Here is a 17,751-nt window from a genome sequence, read left to right on the forward strand (position 1 = left end):
TTTATAAGATCCATCCATGCTTTGAGTCATATAAGAAGCGACAACATATTATTTCAAATTGGTAAATCATTTTTATAACAATTACTTGGATGATAGCGTAGTATATTTATAACTAACATCTAACATTACAAGGATCTGTTATGTTTTTAGACTACTTTGCACTCGGTCTACTGATTTTCGTAGCATTAGTCATCTTTTACGGCATCATCGTTATTCACGATATTCCCTATGAAATTGCGAAAGAACGCAACCACCCTCATCAAGATGCCATTCACGTCTCAGGCTGGGTTAGCCTATTCACTTTACACACTATTTGGCCGTTCCTTTGGATTTGGGCTACGTTGTGGCGCAAAGATCGTGGCTGGGGCTTCGCTAAGCTTGAAGAAGAACAACACGACATTCATCACCGTGTCGACTCTCTAATCGACCAAGTGAGCGCACTTCAGGACGAAATTGCCCAACTCAAACAAGCGGCTACTGTGCAAAACAGCACAGAGAAAGAGACCACCAACGATCAAGATCAGGAGGCTAAGTAATGGATTTACTGCTGATAATGACCTACGCGGCACTTTGTATTACGATTTTCAAAGTATTCAATATCCCTCTAAACAAGTGGACTGTACCCACAGCCGTATTGGGTGGGGTCGTACTCATAGGTACTTTGATTCTATTGATGAACTACAACCATCCGTTCACGCAAATCGGTAACCAAGTTTACTCAACCACACCGATTGTTTCAGGGGTTCGAGGTAAAGTCATCGAAGTGCCGGTTGAAGCGAATAAACCTCTCAAACAAGGCGATATCCTTTTCAAGATAGACCCAATTCCTTTCGAAGCTGAAGTTGCTAAGTTGCAAGCCAAAGTAAAAGAAGCAAGCCAAGGCGCATTAGGTCTAGAGTCTCAAGTTGGAGAAGCTGAAGCTGCCAAAATCAAAGCAATTGCCGAAAGAGACAAAGCTCAACGCGAGTTCTCCCGTTACAAGCGTGGTTTCGAGAGTGGCGCATTCACTGAACAACAACTAGATACTCGCAGACAAGCTTACAAAGCATCGGAAGCGGCAGTAAAAGTAGCCGAAGCGAACCAACAACAAGCTCAGATCGCACTGAACTCTGAGATTGGCGGTGAGAATACAGCGGTGGCAGGCTTGCTTGCCGATTTACGTAAAGCTGAATTCAACCTTGACCAAACGATAGTAAGAGCACCAACCGATGGCTACGTCACTCAACTAGCACTTCGCCCTGGCGTAATGGCTGTACCGCTACCATTAGCGCCGGTGATGACCTTTGTTCACACTGAGGCTCAATTCTATACTGCTGCCTTTAGACAAAACTCGCTACAGCGCCTGCAACCTGGCTACGAAGCTGAGTTTCTATTTAGAGCATTACCAGGAAAAGTGTTTAAAGGACGCATAGATGAAGTGATCCCTGCCATTGGTGAAAGCCAATTTCAAGCTAGAGGAACACTTCTCGGTACTGACGCGCTGCGTACCAGTGGCCGTGTATTTGTTAAGTTGACCATCACTGATGACCTGTCTGACTACCATTTACCAATGGGTACCGCGGTTGAGGTTGCCGTTTATTCTGACAGCTTCACTCACGTATCTATCATGCGTAAAGTCCTTATTCGTATGAAGAGCTGGCAAAACTATCTATATCTAGACCACTAACTAGAGCTAGACCACTAAATGGCCGTTGGTATACGACGAACCCGCTTAACACATTGTTAAAGCAAATCAAAAAGCCAGAACCGTTCTGGCTTTTTTGTTGCTTGATTAACCATAAAATTACGCTTTTTACATGATATTAATGCGTCTAGATGGAATTTTAGACATCTAGACACTTACCTTCCCTTATAGAAGGGTTCTACTGTATAATGCGCGCCTTATTTTTTATATTTGCCCAAAAAACGTTCTCATTGAGACACATATTAATAATGGCGAATATTATGCTTTATTTTCAGTATTCGAGGTTATCTATGAACTTTTCAGCTAAAACAGTCGTCGTTATTGCTATTGGCGCGGCACTGTACGGCATTGGTGGTTTACCTATGTTTGGTGTCCCAGTGTTTGCTAACACAACATTGAAACCAGCAATGGCAGTGCTAGCACTGTTTTCTGTTTTGTTTGGCCCTATCGTTGGCTTCTTGGTTGGCTTCATCGGCCACTGGGTAACGGATCTGTTTGCAGGTTGGGGGGTATGGTTAACTTGGGTATTAGGCTCAGGTATTGTCGGTATGGTTATCGGCTTATTCCCAATGATGACTAAGAACCGTCTTCAACAAGGCGAACTGCCAATGAAAGATTTTGCCTTGTTCGTGGTACTTGCCCTCGTGGGTAACGTTGTAGGTTACGGTTGCTCTGCATTCCTAGACACCATCCTATACGCAGAACCGTTTACTAAAGTCTTCACTCAACTCTCTATCATCGCTGCGGGCAACACCGTTCTGATCGCTGTTGTAGGCTTCCTGATCCTAAAATCAGTCGCTAAACGTAACAAGCAAAGCCGCAACCTGACTGAGGCATAAACGCTAATGACTATAGCATTTTCGAACTTCTCTTTTAGATATGAGTCGCTGGATAAACCGACGCTAAAAAATATCAATCTAAGGATAGAGAAAGGAGAGAAAATCGTCATTATTGGGCCAAGTGGTAGTGGTAAATCTACGCTAGGTCAGTGTCTCAATGGCTTAATACCTCACGCAATCAAGGGTGAGGTCACGGGTTCTTTAGAGATCAACGGCAAGAATGTCTCTGAATTTTCGATGCACGATTATACCGAGCATGTAGGCACAGTATTGCAAGATACTGACAGCCAATTTGTGGGTTTAAGTATCGGTGAAGATATCGCTTTCGCACTCGAAAACCAGTTGATGTCGAACATTGATATGTACCCGTTAGTTAAGTCGACTGCAAAAATGGTCGACCTAGCGGGCATGCTTGAGCGTTCACCTCATGACCTTTCTGGTGGTCAAAAGCAGCGAGTATCATTAGCGGGCATCTTAGTTGACGACGTTGATATCTTGTTGTTTGATGAGCCTCTAGCAAGCCTTGACCCTAAAACGGGTAAGGCAACGATTGAGATCATCGACCAGCTGCATAAAGAAACCAACAAGACCATCGTGATTATCGAGCACCGCCTCGAGGATGTCCTACATCGCGATATCGACCGCGTGATCTTAATGGAACGCGGTGAAATCGTCGCTGACACGACACCCGATGAAATCTTGGCTTCTGAATTACTTGATACACACGGTATTCGTGAACCGCTTTACTTGTCGGCGCTTAAGGCGGCGAAAGCCCCACTAACCAGCGAAGACAAGCTGTCAAACCTCAAAGCTTTAGACTACAAAAGGTTCCGCCCTGCTGTTCAAGCTTGGTTTGCTGAGCGCCCAGCCCCGGTAGCAGAGAAGCAGTACCCACCTTTACTCGAAGTTCATGGTCTGACTTATTCTTATGACGGCGAGAAGAACGCACTCGAAGATGTCAGCTTCAAGATTGGCAAAGGTGAGTTTGTTTCGATTCTGGGCAAAAACGGTTCGGGTAAATCAACCATCACTAAACTCATCATGGGTGTGATCGATGCCGATTTAGGCTCTTCCTATCTAAATGGTGAAGACCTATCTGAACTTTCTATCTTTGAAAGAAGCCAGAAAGTCGGTGTCGTGATGCAGAACCCAAATCATATGATCTCGCATCATATGATTTTTGACGAGGTTGCTTTTGGTCTTCGTAACCGCAACATTGCAGAAGAGCTGATCACAGAAAAAGTAGAGCATGTTCTTGAGCTGTGTGGGCTGAGTAAGTTCCGCCACTGGCCGATCGAAGCACTGAGCTACGGTCAGAAAAAACGTGTAACCATCGCTTCTATCCTAGTACTGGAGCCTGAGCTTCTTATCTTGGATGAACCGACTGCAGGTCAAGACTACCGTAACTACACATCGATGCTGGCGTTCATCCAAAAGCTTAATCGTGATTTGGGTATTACTGTTGTAATCATCTCACACGACATGCACCTGGTTCTAGAGTACACCACACGTTCAATCGTGATTGCAGACAGCAAGCTGATTGCCAATGCCGCGATGACAGAAGTATTCAGTCAGCCTTCGCTGTTAGAACGCGCAAATCTTTGTACCACCAGCATTTATGAACTCGCGACCATGATGAAAATCGACGACACCAATGCATTTATGCAGTACTTCATCGACTACGAGAGAAGTGCTCAATGAATGCATCAAAAGTAAAATTCGGCATCAATTACATTGATACCAAATCACCGCTACACGCTCTCAATGGCATCACCAAGTTTGCACTGTTTTTAGCTTGGGTAACCGTTGTTCTTACAACGTTCGATCTTAGACTCATCGTTGTTTTGATCCTGACTGGCTTATATCTATTAAAGCTGACTCAAGTTCCTGTTCGTGTTTACAAGCCGCTATTGATTGGTACTGCAAGTGTTCTGAGCCTAAATGCTTTGTTCATGTACCTGCTTGCTCCGCAGCAAGGTACAGAGCTCATCGGCAGCGAAACCTTATTGCTGACATTACCGGGTAACTACTCGTTGAGCCAAGAGACTTTGTTTTACTTAGTCACTGTCACGCTCAAGTACATGAGCATGTTCCCGATAGCGTTGATTTTTGTCTTCACAACGCATCCAACTGAGTTTGCAGCGAGTCTCAACCGTATCGGAGTTCCTTACAAAATTGCTTATGCGGTGAGTTTAACCCTGCGTTACTTGCCTGAGGTTAAGAAGGACTTCATCAATATCATGCACGCTCAACAGGCTCGTGGAGTAGAACTTTCCAAGAAAGCACCACTCATTACTCGCATCAAAAATGTTGCTAAAGTGTTAGGGCCATTGATTTTTTCAAGCTTGGATAGAGCAGATGAGATCTCAAATGCGATGACACTGCGCGGTTTCGGACGACATAAATCTCGCACTTGGTATAGCTATGCACCTTTGAAACGTATCGACTTTGTTTGTTTGAGTGTCATCGCTTTTATCGTGGTGTTAGCCATTGCGAAACGCATTCTAGAGCCGCAGTTATTTTGGTATCCGTTCTAGCTTTCTGAATTAGCAATATAAACAAAGACTTTAGATAACACACCGCTCAATAGAGCGGTGTTTTTATATGGACTTAGAGCTGGTTGAAATTCAAGCGAACGATCTATATCTATCGAATTTTGACGATAAACTGACGTTTTTATTACCTCTAGGCTTTGAGATCTCTATCAGAAACTATTAATATATGTGTTTACAGAATGTTACACTCAATAGAGATTTGTAATGGCTCGAATTACCCAAGCTCAGAAAATAGAAAATCAAAAAAACTACGATGAAATCGTATTAAATCTTTTTCTAGCAGAAGGACATGAAGCGCTAACTTATGCAAGGATTGCTCAAGAAATCGGCATTAGTTTAACTACGTTGCAAGGGTACTATCCTTCAACACGTGCAGTAAGAACTGTCTTACATGAACACGTATTAGCTATTATGATGAAGTCATTAGACTTTTCAGATCAGGAGACGTTTTATCGCTCTTGGCAAAGCGCACTTACTGAAAAACCTTTTAGACACTCTATCAAACTAATGTTTTTCCATGCATCGCAAAACTGTGTTCCAGAAGAGTTCAACTTACAAGTTGATGGTGAATTTCGCCAAAAGATGACTGAAAGGTTCGGGGCTGATGCAAGGGCGATCATTGAAGTGGTCATTGGACGCTCACTACTACAACTCACCAATTTTAGTAGAACTCCAGCGTAAAACAGCAACTGACAACAAAAAAATGGGAGCCTTTCGGCTCCCGTCTTATTTTAAGCTAGCGCTTATTTCAACTTATAGAATATTGTTGAAAGTGGCGGTAAACGCAGCTCAATCGAAGTGTCTAGACCTTCGCTTTCTACCGATTCAATCTCAGCTGTCTGCTTCACTTCAAAACCACTGCCCGCATAATCAGTTGAGTCTGTATTCAACAGTAGTGAGTACTCACCTTTTGCAGGAACACCTAAGCGGAAATGCTCGTGAGGAACGGGTGTAAAGTTAGAGACAACTAATACACGCTCACCAGATTCACTGATGCGCTCATGTGCAAGAATGCTCGCTTCAGCAGAGTCCTGTAGACGCCACTCAAAGCCTTTCGGGTCAAAATCAAGATCGTGCATTGCAGCTTCAGAGCGGTACAGATTATTCAGGTCTTTCGTTAAACGCTGAACACCTTGATGACGATCATAATCTAACAAGAACCATTGCAATTGGTCATCATGGTTCCATTCGGCCGTCTGACCAAATTCTGCACCCATGAAATTCAGCTTCTTACCCGGCTGAGCATACATGTAACCCATATAAGCACGAAGGTTTGCCGTTTGCTGCCATTCATCACCAGGCATCTTGTTGTGGATAGAGCCCTTACCGTAAACCACCTCATCGTGAGACAGAGACAATACGTAGTTCTCACTGTGAGCGTAAACTAACGGGAAGGTAATCGTATCGTGGTGATATTTACGGTTGATTGGATCTTCTTGGATGTAAGACAAGCTATCGTGCATCCAACCCATGTTCCACTTAAAGCCGAAACCTAAGCCGCCCATAAAGGTCGGTGCTGAAACACCCGGGAAAGCGGTAGACTCTTCAGCAATTGTCATCGCATTCGGGAAGTGCTTGTATACTTCTTCGTTCATCCACTTAAGCGTAGCGATAGCATCGTAGTTTTCGTTGCCGCCGTCTGCGTTCGGAATCCATTGATCATGGCTGCGCGAGTAATCGAGGTAAAGCATCGAAGCGACTGCATCAACACGAATGCCATCAATGTGGAATTGCTCGAACCAGTACAATGCGTTAGAAACTAAGAAGCGACGTACATGCTCTTTGCCTAAATCGTAAATGTACGAGTTCCAATCTTGGTGCCAACCACGACGTGGATCTGGATCATGGAACAATGGCGTACCGTCGAAGTTTGCTAGGCCGTGATCATCACTTGGGAAGTGAGCAGGAACCCAATCCAGAACAACACCAAGACCCGCTTGGTGACATTGATCGACGAAGTATTTGAAATCATCTGGAGAACCAAAACGGCTAGTCGGTGCAAATAGACCTACTGGCTGATAGCCCCAAGAACCGTAGAATGGGTGCTCTGAAACTGGCATTAGCTCAACGTGCGTGTAGCCAAGATCTGTTAGGTATGGGATCAGCTCTGCCGCAAGCTCGCGATAATTTAAGAACTCACCTTCAGCGTTACGCTTCCAAGAACCCGCGTGCAGTTCATAGAACGAAAGCGCTTCTTTACGCTTTTGCGTCACTGGACGATTCTGCCACTTAGTATCTTGCCACTCGTAACGAGCGTGATCGTAAGTCACAGAAGAAAATGATGGGTATTGCTCTGAGTAAAAACCCCATGGGTCGGCTTTATGCGGTAAGCCTTCGCCATTTGGTCCTTTTAATTCAAACTTGTATTGAGCGCCCTCTTCCAGTTCAGGAATGAATAGGCCCCACATACCGTAATCTAAGCGTTGCATTGGGTGGCGGCGACCATCCCAAACGTTGAAGTTACCTATCAAGCTTGCCGCTGTTGCGTGCGGTGCATACACCAAGAAACGAGTACCTGCAATCGTCTGTCCATCACGCTCTAGCGTAATAAACTGAGCCCCCATGTGATGGTACATATCTTTCGGTGTGTGAAGATCTTCGTAGCTCGCGTACAGATCGTGGTACTGGTACGGATCATCGATGATCTGTTCTACACCAGCCCAATCAACCGCAAGCTTATAGTGAGTGAAACGCAAATCTCTCTCTTGCTTAAGAATGAAACCACTTTCACCCTCTCGCGATAACTCAATACGAGGTTCCTTTCCAACAATCAACTCGACTTTATCTGCTCCAGGAATCCATACACGTAATGCACCTTGATCAGAAGGTAAGTATGGACCTAAAAACGCAAATGGGTCTGTGAAGCAAGCCTGTGATAGTTGGGTATATATTTGTTTTTGCTTTGAAATCGAACTTAGTTCCAAAACGTTTCTCCCTAACCAAACATCCAAAAAATATAATACAAAAATGCCCGCTATTAGTGCGGGCAATATAACGACGGTTTATTCTACCAGATGAGCATTCATTATTGAGTGACCGAGGTTGTAGTTTCGTACGGCGTAAGCAAAAAACCACCTAATTTCAAGTCACTCAACGTCATTACTTACCTGCTTTTTCTCGAACGTCAGTTAGCTTAGAAGCGATACGATTAACGCCTTCATGAGCAAAGATTTCGTCCAAGTTCATTGATAGTTTACGACGCCAGTTAGGATACTCATCGACCGTGCCAGGAATGTTTACCGGCTTATCCATCTCTAACCAATCTTCCAGCTGAACACTCAATAGTGTTGAACCACCAGCTGCTACGTGCAGTTGAAGAGCTTCAGCAAGGTAAGAATCCATCGGTACTTTGCTTGCATCGCGACCCACACCTTCAGGTAGGAAACCATGCCATGCCACTGAGTCTAAGATACCTTGTTTGCACTCAAGACGGTCATCGAACAGAGTTTCTAGCTGTGCTGCATCTGGGTATAAACCAATCTCTTGGCCCATCTTCAAGTCATCACAGTGCCAGAAGCCACGTAATGTTGGCATATCGTGCGTACACAGTGCCGCCATTGATTGTGATGCATAGTGTTTCGGTGAGATGAAACCACCGTCTTCTTCTGATGTTTCAAAGAAGAACACTTTGTAAGAGTGCACGCCAGCATCTGCTAGAATGTCTACAATCTCATCAGGCACCGTGCCTAAATCTTCACCGATAACGCTACATTGGTAACGGTGAGATTCGAGCGCAAGAATCGACAGCATGTCTTGTACTGGGTAGTAGATGTAAGCGCCTTTGGTTGCGTTTTCACCCTTTGGAATCCACCACAAACGCAGTAGACCTAAAACGTGGTCAATACGCAGTGCACCACAATGTTTCATGTTCGCACGAAGTAGCTTGATGTAAGCATCGTAGCTTGTTTCTTGAAGCACTTCTGGGTTCAGTGGTGGTAAGCCCCAGTTTTGGCCTAGAGGACCAAGAATATCAGGTGGAGCACCAATGCTCGCATCCATCACTAGGTTGCCTTCGTCAGCCCAAGTTTCGCTGCCCGAATCTGCAACACCTACCGCTAAGTCACGGTACAGGCCAACAGCCATGCCTTTCTCTTCAGCAAGAGACTGTGCATCGTTGATCTGGCAATCTGCTAGCCATTGTAGGTACATGTACAGATGAACGTTTTCTAGGTTCTCTTTGATATACTTCTGTGTCGCTGGGCTGTCGAATGTACGGTACTTCTCAGGGAATACCGGCCATCCCCACATGCCAGAATCTTCAGCATGTAGTTCACCATGTAGAGCATCAAACGCGGCTTGATGCATTAGGCTGTCGCCCCCCTCTTCTACGAAGGCTAAGAACGCTTGTGCACGGTCGCTGTTCTTGTCTAAATGACGAGTCTTAAACTCTGCAAATAGCAAAGGCAAGATGCTCATCTTCAGCTCAGACACTTCAGTGTAGTTTACCCAGTGTGCTTCACGCGCTTTTTGTAGACGCTGCTGGAACTCTGCGCTGCCTACCGTTTGTTGTGCTTCTGCACTTAGTGCGAATTCAGGTACTGAACTCACATCAATGTATAGGATGTTCAACCAGCGACGAGAAGACGGGCTGTATGGGCTCGCGCCTTCAGGGTTCGCAGGGAACAATGAGTGGATTGGGTTTAGACCAACGAAATCACCGCCGCGAGAAGCGATATCAGCAACAAGCTGTTTTAGGTCACCGAAATCACCAATACCCCAGTTGTGCTGAGTTCTTAGTGTGTAAAGTTGAACACTTGGTCCCCACAGCTTTTTGCCTTGCTCGATTGGTGACTGCTTGAAACACGCTTTTGGCGTAATAATCAGTGTCATCTCGTAAGGCTTCTTACGGCGCTTACGGCTCACAATTAGCTTGTGATAACCCCATGCCAAATCACTTGGCAATGCAAACACTAAAGGGCCACCCTCAGCACGCTCATCACGAACGACTTGAGATTGAAGATAGCCTTCAAGTACCTCTCCTTGCTCGGTTTCTAAGCGCCAGCTGAACTCACTTTCACGAGCACTTACACCTAGATTAAGCGCCACTTCTACTGGCTCACCGTCACGCAAGACAAGAACTGGGTCTAGTACATCTTTTTTGTGTTTTCTTTCTGCTGACTTAAGCAGTGCATCATCGCTGCTTGTATCGTAGCCCAACGAAGCCAATAGAGACGTAATCGTCTCGTCTGATACTTGTGCTTCATCGCCCCACGCACTAACGTAACTGTCGGCAATGTTTGCCATTTCTGCGACTTGTTTTAATACGGTCTGTTCTTTCATCGCTCTCTCCGAAAACGTTCTGACGCTTTCTATTTTGTAGGGTTGTTAATTTAATTTCTTACTAATCAATTAGCTTGTGACAATCAGTTTGTAAGCATTGCTATCGGATAAGCCATCTGTTTGCTCACAAGCTAATTGAGCCAAGGCAGAAACTGCCTTGGCTACTTTGGAAGTATTAACGGTTAACCGCTTCAAGTTTCCAGATGTTGTTCACGTAGTCGCGGATAGAGCGGTCTGATGTGAACTTACCAACCAATGCGGTGTTAAGAATCGCTTTCTTAGCCCAACCTGCTTGGTCTTTGTATTGCGTACCCATGTCTTCGTGCGCTTTCACGTAAGATGCGAAGTCAGCAAGACATAGGTAAGGGTCACCACCGTCTAGCAGGCTATCAAACGTTGCACGTAGAAGGCCTGGTTGACCCGGTGTAAACTCATCGCCAGTCAGAAGGTCTAGAGATGCTTTCAGTAGTGGGTCTGCATTGTAGTAGTCGTATGGGTTGTAGCCCTGAGCTTTCAGTGCTTGAACACCGTCAACGTCTAGGCCGAAGATGTAGATGTTTTCATCGCCCACTTCTTCACGAATCTCAACGTTTGCACCATCCATCGTACCGATAGTTAGCGCGCCGTTTAGAGCCATCTTCATGTTGCCCGTACCTGATGCTTCTTTACCAGCTAGTGAGATTTGCTGAGAAACGTCAGCCGCTGGGATGATGATTTCCGCCATGCTTACACGGTAGTCAGGAATGAATACCACCTTAAGCTTGTTACCGATGCGAGGATCGTTGTTGATCTTCTCGGCAACCTTATTCACTGCGAACATGATCTCTTTCGCTAGGTGGTAACCCGGTGCTGCTTTTGCTGCGAAGAAACATACGCGTGGCTCACACTCAAAACCAGGTTCGTTAAGGATGCGGTGGTACAGAGATAGAATGTGAAGCAAGTCTAGGTGCTGACGCTTGTACTCGTGCAGACGCTTGATTTGCACGTCAAAGATAGCGTTAGTATCTAATTCGATACCCATGTTCTCTAGAACCCAATCAGCAAGACGCTGTTTGTTTTCTTTCTTAACCGCCATGAATTCTTTTTGGAATTTCGCGTCTGTCGCGTACTTAGCAATGCCTTCTAGCTGCTCAAGTTTCGCAGGCCACTCTGAACCGATCTTATCTGTGATTAACGCAGACAGACCTGGGTTACAGAACTTCAACCAACGACGTGGTGTAATACCGTTTGTTACGTTAGTCAGTTTACCTGGGAAGATTTCGTTGAACTCAGGGAATAAGTCTTTCTTAACTAGCTGAGAGTGAAGCGCTGCTACACCGTTTACCTTGTAAGAGCCAATTACACATAGGTTTGCCATGCGAACCATGCGGTGGAAACCTTCTTGGATGATAGAAAGCTTCGCTTGCTTCTCACCGTCACCAGGCCACATCTTACGAACTTCTTGCAGGAAGCGGTGGTTGATTTCAAAAATGATTTCCATGTGACGTGGAAGTAGACGCTGGATTAGCGACTCAGACCAAGTCTCTAGAGCTTCTGGAAGTAGAGTGTGGTTCGTGTATGCAAATGTGTGTGCACTGATTTCCCACGCTTCATCCCAAGATAGGCCGCGCTCATCGATAAGAATGCGCATTAGCTCTGGGATCGCGATTGTTGGGTGCGTATCGTTTAACTGGATAGTCTCTTGCTTAGGAAGATCCGCTAGAGAGAAGCCTGCTGCTTCGTGACGACGTAGGATGTCACGTACAGACGCTGCAGAGTGGAAGTACTGCTGCATTAGACGAAGCGTTTTACCCTTCTCGTGGTTATCATTCGGGTATAGAACCTTAGTGATGTTACCAGCATCGATCAGTGCGTGTTGCGCTTCGAAGTAATCACCGTTGTTGAAGCTTGCTAGTGAGAATGGTGCAATTGCCTGGCATTCCCAAAGACGCAATGGGTAAACCGTGCTTGACTCGTAACCAACGATTGGTAGATCCCATGGCATTGCTTTAACAGACATGCCTGGTACCCATTTACGAACTTCTTTACCGTTCTCGTTAACTACTTCAACGTGACCGTAGAAACCGATTTCTTGCGCTAGTTCTGGACGAGCGATTTCCCAAGGGTAGCCTTCAACGCCACGCCATGCGTCCGGTGCTTCTTTTTGACGACCGTCTTCGAAAGACTGCTTAAATAGACCGTACTCATAGTGTAGGCCGTAACCTACTGTTGGGAATTCTTGTGCAGCACAAGAGTCCATGAAACATGCTGCTAGACGACCAAGACCACCATTACCTAGTGATGGGTCACGTTCTTCTTCTAGAAGGTCCGTTAAGTTCTGGCCTAACTCTTCCATCGCATGCGTGATCTGCTCATACAGACCCATGCTAATTAGGTTGTTACCCGTTAGACGACCAATCAAGAACTCTAGCGAAAGGTAGTTTACGCTCTTCGCATTTTTGACTTTCTCGTCATTTTCAGTTTCTAACAGGTCAAATGTTGTAAGTTCGGCTAGCGCGCGACCCATTGCTAGGTACCATGCGCGGCTATCTGCGTTTTCTATAGTAGTTGCGTAGGTTGCAGATAGATGTTTCTTAACGCTTTCTTGGAACGACACTTTATCGAAAGTTTTTTGCTGAGTTGGTTTCATTTCAGAAATCTCGCTTTTAATAGTTCTAATTCATCTGTGACATATCGTGCATGGTCACTAGAAACTAAACATCCTCCCGCTAACGCGCCAAACTAGGAGTAGATGGGAGGGCGTAGGGGGCGTACCGACATAGGGTTAGTGATCTGACTCTCATGTTCTGACTTCGAACAAAAACTTGGAGTGACTAAGATCACAAGCTCCCGTTCGATAACTTAACTTCGGTTGATGTGATTTTTATTTGACCTAATTAGAGTCATTGTCAAATCTGAGTTTCAGATCACGAAAATATTTTCCGGGTATCATCATTTGCATTAAATGCAGTGCAAACAGAAACAAAGTCACATTATCGAACCACCACACTTTGTGAGAAAAGTCACAAATAAAGGGCGTAGAGACTCAAAAACATGCAGGAGTGCAAGGTTTCTGCGGAGGATCATAGTCGGTGTCGTTTTGCTTCACGTAATATGAGTAAAGACTTAAGTAATTAGGCTAGTGTCATTGGACAGCACTCAATGCGTGCGTGATAGATTCCAGACCATAGCCACGGAATAGGTGTAAAACTTCGACATGTGGATCCCTTCGAAACTGACTCGTCCCGGCCGCTTACACAATGCAATTCTGCGTCCTAGGGTTCTCGATCTGCTTCAGAATGCAGATTGCTATAAACTCGTACTGTTCCGCTCCCCAGCTGGATACGGCAAGACCACCATGGCTGCCCAGTGGTTGGTAGAAAAACCTAACGTAGGTTGGTATAGCATCGATGATAGTGACAACGATGCCTTCCGTTTTATCAACTACCTACTTCAATCACTCAATAAAGCGACGCAAAACGCCTGCCCTAATGCGCAAAAGCTGGCAGAAAAAAGACAATTTTCATCGCTGCATTCTCTATTAAGCGAAGTCTTCGCCGAGATGTCTGAGTTCCATCAGGAATGTTTCCTCGTGTTGGACGACTATCACTTAGTGAATAATGACGACATCCATGAAGCCATGCGCTTTTTCCTAAAGCACATGCCCGACAACCTAACGCTTGTTGTGACCAGCCGCGGCACACCGCCACTGGGTACAGCAAACCTTCGCGTTCGTGACTTAATGATCGAACTGGGCAATGACTCTTTAGCATTCGATACCGAAGAAACCACACGCTTCTTTAATCAACGCGTTGCCGATGGCATTGATGACACAACCGCCGATAGTATTTGTAGTTATGTCGAAGGTTGGCCTTCTGCATTGCAACTTATCGCCCTTCAAGCACAGCACCAAAAACGCACACTGGCCCAGTCTGCTGAGTCGTTCTCTCACTTCAACCATGCTCATTTGTGGGATTATCTGGTTGAAGAAGTCTTCGACCTGCTAGACAAAGAAACCCGCCAGTTTCTGATGCAATGTTCTGTATTAGACCATTTCAACGATGAATTGGTGTGCGCGCTTACTCAGCGTGAAGATGCACTTGGTATGATTGAATCACTCAATCGATTTGGTCTGTTCATCTACCCTCTTGAGGGAGAGAAGAACTGGTATCGCTTCCATAACCTGTTTGGCGAATTCCTTGCTCATGAACGCCAAGCTCGCATTCCGCAACAAGAAGCTGAATTACACCGCAGTGCAGCAAAAGCCTGGATCAAACAGAAAACACCTCACCAAGCCCTACGTCACGCACAGCGCGCCGATGATCCTGATTTAATTGTTAAGATCCTCAGTGAACACGGTTGGCAAATGTTCAACCAAGGCGAATTGTCATCACTAGAAATGGCGATCAAGCAGCTTACAACCGATCAGCTCTACAGCGAACCAAAACTGTCGATGCTACGTGCATGGCTAGCGCAGAGTCAGCACAGATATGATCAGGTGGGCACCCTGTTAGAAGAGGCAGAAACTCAGTATCAAGCACGAAACATCGAGCTAGATACTCAGCAACAAGGCCAGTACAACGCCTTACGTGCACAGGTAGCCATTAACAGCAACGAACCAGAGAAAGCACTCGAACTCGCAGAGCTTTCTCTAAGCCAGCTTAATACCACGGTTTATCGCAGCCGCATTGTGGCAACCTCAGTTGTTGGCGAAGTCAATCATGTCATGGGTAACCTGAGCCGCGCTCTACCAATGATGCAGCAAACTGAGAAGTTGGCTCGCCAGTATCAGGTTTACCATCAAGCACTGTGGGCAATTCTTCAACAAAGTGAAATCTTGATTGCTCAAGGCTACGTTCAAGCGGCATTTGAATTGCAAGACAGCGCGTTCAAGTTGATTGAAGAACATCAACTTCAATACGTACCTCTACATGAATTCTTGCTACGCGTACGAGCTCAGATCTTCTGGTGTTGGAACCGTTTAGATGAAGCGGAAGAGTGTTGCTACAAAGGCTTAGATATCCTCGGTCACCACTCTCCAAGTAAACACCTTCATAGTTACTCAATGCTAGCTCGTATTTCATTGAGCCGTGGTGAGATCGACAAAGCGTCGAAGTTTATTGACCAGATCCAACACTTGTTACGCCAATCAACCTACCACGTTGACTGGACGGCGAATGCTTCACTGTCTCTGATCTTGTTCTGGCAAGTGAAAGGCGATAAAGATGCAATCCGTGACTGGCTAAGCGTTGCTGTAAGACCGGAGTCTGCTAGCAACCACTTCTGTCAGCTTCAGTGGCGAAACATCGTGCGTGCTCACATTATTCTTGAGCAATATGAAGAGGCTGAAGAGGCATTAGCATTCTTAAAGAGCGAAGCACAGCGCTCACACTTGATTACCGATACGAATAGAAACTTGATCGTCGAGGCTGTTTTACGCACGCAAATCAACGATGAAGACAGCGCACGTGTATTACTTGAAGAAGCCCTACACATGACCAACCAAACAGGCATGGTCGGTAACTTCTTGGTCGATGGTGGCACTATCGGACATATCTTAGATAAGTTGAGCAACAAGCCAGGCCTAGGTGATTTAGAACGTCACCGAGCACAACAAATCATGAAGGATATCTCGACTACTCAGCGCAGCCGCTCAGTTCACTTTGATGAAGACTTTGTTGAAAACTTGGTTAATCACCCGAACATTCCTGAACTTGTACGTACCAGCCCACTCACTCAACGTGAATGGCAGGTACTGGGCTTGATCTACTCTGGCTTCAGTAACGAGCAAATCGCTCAAGAACTGGATGTAGCAGGCACCACGATCAAAACTCACATTCGAAATCTTTATCAGAAGCTCAACATCGCTAACCGTAAAGAAGCGATAAGCACAGCAGAGAATTTGTTGCAGTTAATGGGTTACTAAACGGATTCGAAATTCGAGAAAACATAAGCTGGTCACCGACGGTGGCTGGCTTTTTTTTCACCTGAAATTCAGAGCCTGAAAGTATAGAGGCGGGAATAGAAAAAGGAGAACACCAAATGACAGGCAAAAAAATAGCCAACCGCAATAATCGCGATTGGCTCTATATATTTGTGAACAAATCATAGGTTCACTAACAACGTCAGTTGGCTAGGTGACCCTCGGCTTAAGAAGGGTCGATTAGTATTATGCAGTTAGCGTGCCAACTTTAATTAGGCATTTTATAAGCCCTGCATCGCATAAAAGCGGCTAATTTTACATGCGAATTGCAAAGTGCATTTGCATAATGCAATCAAGATGCAATATTGATAAGAGACCAGTTTCATCCTTAGCATTAATGATAAATTACTAAGTGACTGTATTTTAAATGTTAGGCAGATATTCACATCAACGTATTGCCTTACAATTAAGAGAGTAAGAAAAGCACCTTCTCAGTAGCATATTCATACTTTTTTGACAGCAAAGTTTGTATACTGCACGAAATCACCCTCAACTCTATGAAGCAATGAACTACTTAAGTACTTTTTTCAAAGGCATGGCCATGGGCGCGGCTGACGTTGTCCCAGGCGTTTCAGGCGGAACCATCGCATTCATCACAGGTATTTACGATACGCTTTTAGAAAGCATTCGCAGAATTAACCCTAGCGTACTTGGTTTATGGAAGCGCGAAGGCTTCAAAGCCGCGTTTAACCACATCAATGGCTTTTTCCTAATTTCATTATTCGCAGGCGTGTTCACCAGCATTGCGACATTCGCAAAACTGATTTCTTGGTTATTGGTCACCCACCCAGTCCCACTGTGGTCTTTCTTCTTTGGTTTAATATTGGTGTCGGTTTTCCACATTCTTAAGCAAGTAGAAAAGCGCGATATGATTCGATTCGTCTTTCTACTGCTTGGCGTTGCCTTCGCTTATAGCATTACTGTGCTTAAGCCACTGCAAATGGAGCCAACCAGCATCAACGTCTTAATTGCGGGTGCAATTGCTATCTGCGCGATGATTTTACCCGGTATTTCAGGCAGCTTTATTCTGCTCCTGATTGGCATGTATGGCCCAGTGCTTGGCGCCGTTAAATCATTTCAAGTCGATGTACTTGCGCTATTCCTTGCGGGCTGTGTGATTGGACTGCTGACTTTCTCACATGTACTGTCTTGGCTATTGCGTTCATTCCGCGACTTCACGCTTGTGTTCTTAACTGGTTTGATGATCGGTACGCTGCCTAAGATCTGGCCTTGGAAAGAGACCATCAGCTGGCGCATCAACTCTAAAGGTGAGCAAGTGCCTCTCATTCAAGAGAACTTGTCTCCATTTAACTTCGAAGCCGTCACCTCTCAGCCTTCTCAACTGACCTTGGCTGTGATCATGATGTTGGTTGCCATCGCATTAGTTCTTGGCTTAGAAAAGTTTGCCGAGCGCAATGCTGACTAACCTCT

Annotated in this window: 11 protein-coding genes; 8 read left to right on the forward strand and 3 right to left on the reverse strand. The window is 45.3% G+C overall.

Features of this window, described 5'->3' with window-relative positions:
* The first annotated feature begins 140 nt into the window (after positions 1-140).
* The 6 genes from CWO08_RS01370 (at position 141) to CWO08_RS01395 (ending at position 5,759) form a co-directional block, all read left to right on the forward strand.
* Entirely contained in the window at positions 141-536 is a 396-nt protein-coding gene (locus CWO08_RS01370; protein ID WP_108019545.1) for a DUF3302 domain-containing protein, read from the forward strand.
* On the forward strand, positions 536-1,666 hold the full coding sequence (locus CWO08_RS01375; protein WP_108019547.1) for an HlyD family secretion protein: 1,131 nt from the start codon (positions 536-538) through the stop codon (positions 1,664-1,666). Before CWO08_RS01370 ends, CWO08_RS01375 begins: the two co-directional genes overlap by 1 nt.
* Before the next feature lie 308 nt (positions 1,667-1,974).
* Positions 1,975-2,523 (forward strand): ECF-type riboflavin transporter substrate-binding protein, encoded by a 549-nt coding sequence (locus tag CWO08_RS01380; RefSeq protein ID WP_108019549.1) that lies wholly within the window; start codon positions 1,975-1,977, stop codon positions 2,521-2,523.
* Positions 2,524-2,529: 6 nt separating this feature from the next.
* Positions 2,530-4,224 (forward strand): ABC transporter ATP-binding protein, encoded by a 1,695-nt coding sequence (locus CWO08_RS01385; RefSeq protein ID WP_108019551.1) that lies wholly within the window; start codon positions 2,530-2,532, stop codon positions 4,222-4,224.
* Positions 4,221-5,060: an energy-coupling factor transporter transmembrane protein EcfT gene (locus tag CWO08_RS01390; RefSeq protein ID WP_048661015.1), complete on the forward strand. Its 840-nt coding sequence runs from the start codon at positions 4,221-4,223 to the stop codon at positions 5,058-5,060. Before CWO08_RS01385 ends, CWO08_RS01390 begins: the two co-directional genes overlap by 4 nt.
* A gap of 222 nt (positions 5,061-5,282) precedes the next feature.
* Positions 5,283-5,759 carry a hypothetical protein gene (locus tag CWO08_RS01395; RefSeq protein WP_048662435.1) on the forward strand — a complete coding sequence of 159 codons (477 nt, stop codon included), beginning with the start codon at positions 5,283-5,285 and terminating at the stop codon, positions 5,757-5,759.
* Between the two features lie 62 nt (positions 5,760-5,821).
* Here CWO08_RS01395 and glgB read toward each other — a convergent pair whose 3' ends face one another.
* The 3 genes from glgB to CWO08_RS01410 form a co-directional block, all read right to left on the reverse strand.
* Positions 5,822-8,002 carry a 1,4-alpha-glucan branching protein GlgB gene (glgB, locus tag CWO08_RS01400; RefSeq protein WP_108019553.1) on the reverse strand — a complete coding sequence of 727 codons (2,181 nt, stop codon included), beginning with the start codon at positions 8,000-8,002 and terminating at the stop codon, positions 5,822-5,824.
* Positions 8,003-8,177: 175 nt separating this feature from the next.
* Positions 8,178-10,358: a 4-alpha-glucanotransferase gene (malQ, locus tag CWO08_RS01405; protein WP_048661012.1), complete on the reverse strand. Its 2,181-nt coding sequence runs from the start codon at positions 10,356-10,358 to the stop codon at positions 8,178-8,180.
* 175 nt (positions 10,359-10,533) lie between these two features.
* Complete coding sequence (locus CWO08_RS01410; protein ID WP_108019554.1) at positions 10,534-12,987, reverse strand: glycogen/starch/alpha-glucan phosphorylase; 2,454 nt, start codon at positions 12,985-12,987, stop codon at positions 10,534-10,536.
* Between the two features lie 567 nt (positions 12,988-13,554).
* Between CWO08_RS01410 and malT the strand changes: the two genes are divergently transcribed.
* Together malT and CWO08_RS01420 are read left to right on the forward strand one after the other, a co-directional pair.
* Positions 13,555-16,263 (forward strand): HTH-type transcriptional regulator MalT, encoded by a 2,709-nt coding sequence (gene malT, locus CWO08_RS01415; protein ID WP_108019557.1) that lies wholly within the window; start codon positions 13,555-13,557, stop codon positions 16,261-16,263.
* Positions 16,264-16,825: 562 nt separating this feature from the next.
* Positions 16,826-17,746, forward strand: a complete 921-nt coding sequence (locus CWO08_RS01420) for a DUF368 domain-containing protein (protein ID WP_008215853.1) — start codon at positions 16,826-16,828, stop codon at positions 17,744-17,746.
* Positions 17,747-17,751: the final 5 nt, after the last annotated feature.

This window comes from Vibrio sp. 10N.286.48.B8, assembly GCF_003050085.1.
GTDB lineage: Bacteria > Pseudomonadota > Gammaproteobacteria > Enterobacterales > Vibrionaceae > Vibrio > Vibrio crassostreae.

Coding starts and splice junctions, on each gene's coding strand:
- CWO08_RS01410 (WP_108019554.1), bottom strand. CDS start 12,987: ATGAAACCAACTCAGCAAAAAACTTTCGATAAAGTGTCGTTCCAAGAA.
- CWO08_RS01420 (WP_008215853.1), top strand. CDS start 16,826: ATGAACTACTTAAGTACTTTTTTCAAAGGCATGGCCATGGGCGCGGCT.
- CWO08_RS01370 (WP_108019545.1), top strand. CDS start 141: ATGTTTTTAGACTACTTTGCACTCGGTCTACTGATTTTCGTAGCATTA.
- CWO08_RS01375 (WP_108019547.1), top strand. CDS start 536: ATGGATTTACTGCTGATAATGACCTACGCGGCACTTTGTATTACGATT.
- malQ (WP_048661012.1), bottom strand. CDS start 10,358: ATGAAAGAACAGACCGTATTAAAACAAGTCGCAGAAATGGCAAACATT.
- CWO08_RS01385 (WP_108019551.1), top strand. CDS start 2,530: ATGACTATAGCATTTTCGAACTTCTCTTTTAGATATGAGTCGCTGGAT.
- CWO08_RS01395 (WP_048662435.1), top strand. CDS start 5,283: ATGGCTCGAATTACCCAAGCTCAGAAAATAGAAAATCAAAAAAACTAC.
- CWO08_RS01380 (WP_108019549.1), top strand. CDS start 1,975: ATGAACTTTTCAGCTAAAACAGTCGTCGTTATTGCTATTGGCGCGGCA.
- CWO08_RS01390 (WP_048661015.1), top strand. CDS start 4,221: ATGAATGCATCAAAAGTAAAATTCGGCATCAATTACATTGATACCAAA.
- malT (WP_108019557.1), top strand. CDS start 13,555: ATGTGGATCCCTTCGAAACTGACTCGTCCCGGCCGCTTACACAATGCA.